Annotated in this window: 4 protein-coding genes; 1 reads left to right on the plus strand and 3 read right to left on the minus strand. The window is 53.4% G+C overall.

Annotation, left to right across the window (positions count from 1 at the left end):
* The coding region (locus WCO51_10930; GenBank protein ID MEI6513768.1) for a hypothetical protein at positions 1–538 on the plus strand (538 nt) is incomplete at its 5' end.
* A 48-nt stretch (positions 539–586) separates the two neighbouring features.
* On the opposite strand, the gene WCO51_10935 is transcribed toward WCO51_10930, so the two are convergent.
* The 3 genes from WCO51_10935 to WCO51_10945 all read right to left on the minus strand — a co-directional run.
* Positions 587–2,014 (minus strand): glycoside hydrolase family 32 protein, encoded by a 1,428-nt coding sequence (locus tag WCO51_10935; GenBank protein ID MEI6513769.1) that lies wholly within the window; start codon positions 2,012–2,014, stop codon positions 587–589.
* Between the two features lie 36 nt (positions 2,015–2,050).
* A complete protein-coding gene (locus WCO51_10940) occupies positions 2,051–3,523 on the minus strand; it encodes a glycoside hydrolase family 32 protein (protein ID MEI6513770.1) in 1,473 nt (490 codons plus the stop codon).
* A gap of 36 nt (positions 3,524–3,559) precedes the next feature.
* Positions 3,560–3,756 (minus strand): GH32 C-terminal domain-containing protein (locus tag WCO51_10945; protein MEI6513771.1); only part of this gene is annotated, 197 nt, incomplete at its 5' end.

A 3,756-nucleotide genomic window follows, 5' to 3' on the forward strand; every position in this document is an offset into this window, starting at 1 on the left:
GGCGGACTTGACGGCTTCGCGAACCGCGCTTCAGGCCAAGATAACAGCCATTGAGGCCACCGATAATGCCGCGCAGATTGCCGCTAATGACCGCGACAACAAGAAGGAAGCGCTTCGTGAGCGGGTTCGCCAGTTTCGGGCGGCAGTGCAGGGGTTCATCCCGGATTCGCAGTACCTCCAAGCCATGCCCTTGCAACCGGGGGCCAAATATTCGCCGTGGGATGTGATGAAGGCGCTGGATGACATGGCGCGGCTGTGGGCGACGATTAACGCAACGCCGCCGACGGGTTTCACGCCGCCTCTGAAGCTTCAATGCGGGTATTTAATAGCGGAATTCAACGTCGAGGTGACCGCGATGCGCGCCGCCTACGCCGCGGTCGAGTCGTCTGGGCAAAACGCCCTAATCGCTCGCGAGATCCGCAACCAGGGAATGGGGCCGCTTCGGACGCGATTGGTCCAATACCGGCTGGCCGTGATGGCTAACTACACCAAAGGCCACGCAATGATCGAGTCGCTGCCCAAGCTTTACAAAAGATAACACTCCCTTCCCCCTTTTCTTGTACAAAAAGGGGGAAGGGAGAGAGATTTACCAGCTATTCGTTGGCGCTATGTCCCAGGCATTTAGTGTCTTAACGGTTATGCTGTCGCCTTTGCTGAACAACGATATGCCGGTGCTGTCCTCGCGTTTGGGGTAGACGCGGGCGGTTATGCACTGGCGGTCGTTGGCGAAGACTTCTACGACCGATTTGTCGAGGAAGATGCGCAGCTTCAGCGGCTCACCGGGAGCTAGCTCCAACGGGAGGGTATGGAGGTAGTCACCTTCTCTGTGGCAATTGGTGGCGTCGACACACAGGGTCTTTGCTGATGGGTTGTAGGTGATGACGGTTTGTTCCTGGCCATCGGGTGAGCAGCGGACTTTTACGCCATATTCAGCGGCATCGCTGGGAGCGATTTCGAGAGAGAGTTCAAGGCAATCGCCTTGAATATTTTCCAGAGCACTTTCGCCGGTGACGGTGAGGTTCTCACAAGTTCGCGGTCGAACGCGCTGTCTTTCGAGCTCCGGCACCGGCTGGATTTTCAGAGTGCCATCATCGGCAAGCGAAAGAATACGCGGCATACTCATGACGCCGCTCCAGCCTAATTCCTTTTGGTCCATCGTGTCAAATATCCATCCCCAGAAAATGCGCCGTCCCTTATCATCCTGCAGGCTCTCAGGCGCAAACAGCGGGCCGCCGTCCAGCTTGTTCATGAGGCCGTGACGCTCGGGGTAGAACGTTTCGTTCTCCCATCGACCCAGATAATACTGGGCGCATCTTCGATGGCTGATGAACAGGAGCATATGCGTGTTGCCCAGTTTGAAGAAGTCAGGGCAGGCGCAGTCATCATCGAGTTCAGTCCACTTGCGATCCGATTGGTACATCGGGTGAAGGTATTCCCAGTTGATTAAATCTTTTGATTTGAATAAGAAAAGGGTATCGCCGTTATCATCGCCCTTATGGAGATTGCCAAGTCCCGCATAGTAGGTGTCACCCTCAAGCCAGCAATGGGGGTCGAATACGCAATAAAGCTCGGCTTCGGGACTCCCTTCCTTGGCCATCGGGATGACGGGATTGTGCGGACTTTTAACCCAGTTAATTAAGTCGTCTTCCTCGCATTGGGCGATGCAGATACCGGCGTCGATGCCGAAATAGACGAGCGTGGGCACACCGTTCTTATCCAATAACGCACAGCCGCTGAAAATCCCCTTATCGGGATCTCCCGGCATCGATGCCAGACCGACCGGGTGGGAACGCCAGTGAAGTGTATCAACACTGGACGCATGCCCCCAGCAATGCCCAAGTTCTTTATCTTGATAGATATAGAAAAGGTGATATTTGCCCTTCCAGAAAATGGCTCCGTTGGGATCGAACGGCATCGCATTGCCTTCAGGAATCACAAAATGATATGCTGGACGATAAGGATCCTTTTGAAACGTCTCTCTCAGTGTACGCGCGCTCTGAATTAATTCATCCATCTATTTCTCCTACCCAATTTTATAGTTCTTTTATACCTACCAGCAATTCGATGGCGCTATGTCCCAAGCATTAATCATTCTAAATTTCGTACTACCACCTTTGCTGAACAGCCTGATCCCCATACTGTCCTCACGTTTGGGGTAGACGCGGGCGGTTAGGCATTGGCGGTCGTTGGCGAATACTTCCAGGATGGATTTGTCCAGGAAGATGCGCAGTTTAAGCGGCTCGCCGGGGGCTAGCTCCAGCGGGAGAACTTGGACTGATCGGGGCCTCTGTAACAACTTGTGTACGACAAAATCATCGGTTGAGGTTTCGTCCTGACGGGAATGGTTGGTGTCGACGGATAAAGACTTTTCTTTGGGGTTGTAGGTGATTACGGTCTGTTCCTCCCCATCGGGAGAGCAGCGGACTTTAACACCATACTCGGCGGCATCGCTGGGAGCTATTTCGAGAGAGAGTTCGAGGCAATCGCCGCGGATATCATCCAGGGAGCACTCATCGATGACCGTGAGGTTATTATAGGATCGGGGACGGATTCGCAGCCTCTCGATCTCCGGCACAGGTTGGATTAAAACAGCGCCATCTTCGGCTAGGGAAAGTATGCGCGGCATACTCATGACGCCGCTCCAGCCTGAGTTACTGTGATCACAGCATTCAAAGGCCCAACCCCAGAAGATGCGCCGTCCTTTGTCATCCAGCAGGCTCTCAGTGGCGAAAAGCGGGCCACCGCACAGGCCGTTCATGAGGGCATGGCGTTCGGGGTAGAACGTCTCATTCTCCCATCGTCCCAAATAATACTGCGCACCGCGTTCGTGGCTGATGAATAGAAGCATGCGCGTGTTGCCCAGCTTGAAGAAGTCCGGGCAGGCGCAGTCGTCATCGAGTTCCGTCCACTTACGTTCCGATTGGTACATCGGGTGAAGGAATTCCCAATTAATCAGGTCATCTGATTTGAATAAGAAAAGCGTATCGCCGTTTTTATCCCATTTGGTGATGTTGCCAAGCCCTACATAATAGGTGTCACCCTCGAGCCAGCAGTGGGGGTCGAACACGCCATAGAGTTCCCGTCTGGGATCGCCTTCCTTGAGCAAGGGAATAACAGGATTGTGCGGGCTTTTGACCCAATTAATCAAATCATCTTCTTCGCATTGGGCGATGCAGATACCGGCTTTGATGCCGAAATAGATGAGCGTGGGTACGCCATTCTTGTCCAAGAACGCCCCGCCGCTGTTGATGCCCGTATCGACATCCCCCGGCATCGGCGCAAGACCAACGGGGTGGAACCGCCAGTGAAGGAGATCAACGCTCGATGCATGCCCCCAGGAGCGCCCGAGATCCTTATCCTCGTAGATGTAGAAAAGGTGGTATTTGCCCTTCCAGAAAATAGCTCCATTAGGATCGAACGGCCACCCGACACCTTCAGGAATCACAAAATGATATGCCGGGCGATAGGGATCCTTTTGAAACTTCTCCCGCAGTGTACGCGCGCTCTGAATTAATTCATCCATTTATTTTTCCAACCAATTTTCCTAGTAATTTATTTATTACCAGCAATTCGACGGCGCTATGTCCCAGGCATTTAGTGTCTTGACGGTTATACTTCCGCCTTTACTGAACAGTTTTATCCCCATACTGTCATCGCGTTTTGGGTGGACGCGGGCGGTTAGGCATTGGCGGTCGTTGGCGAACACTTCCATGATGGATTTGTCCAGGAAGATGCGCAGTTTGAGCGGCTCGCCGG

It is taken from the genome of bacterium, from assembly GCA_037131655.1.
In the GTDB taxonomy this organism is placed as follows: Bacteria; Armatimonadota; Fimbriimonadia; order Fimbriimonadales; family JBAXQP01; genus JBAXQP01.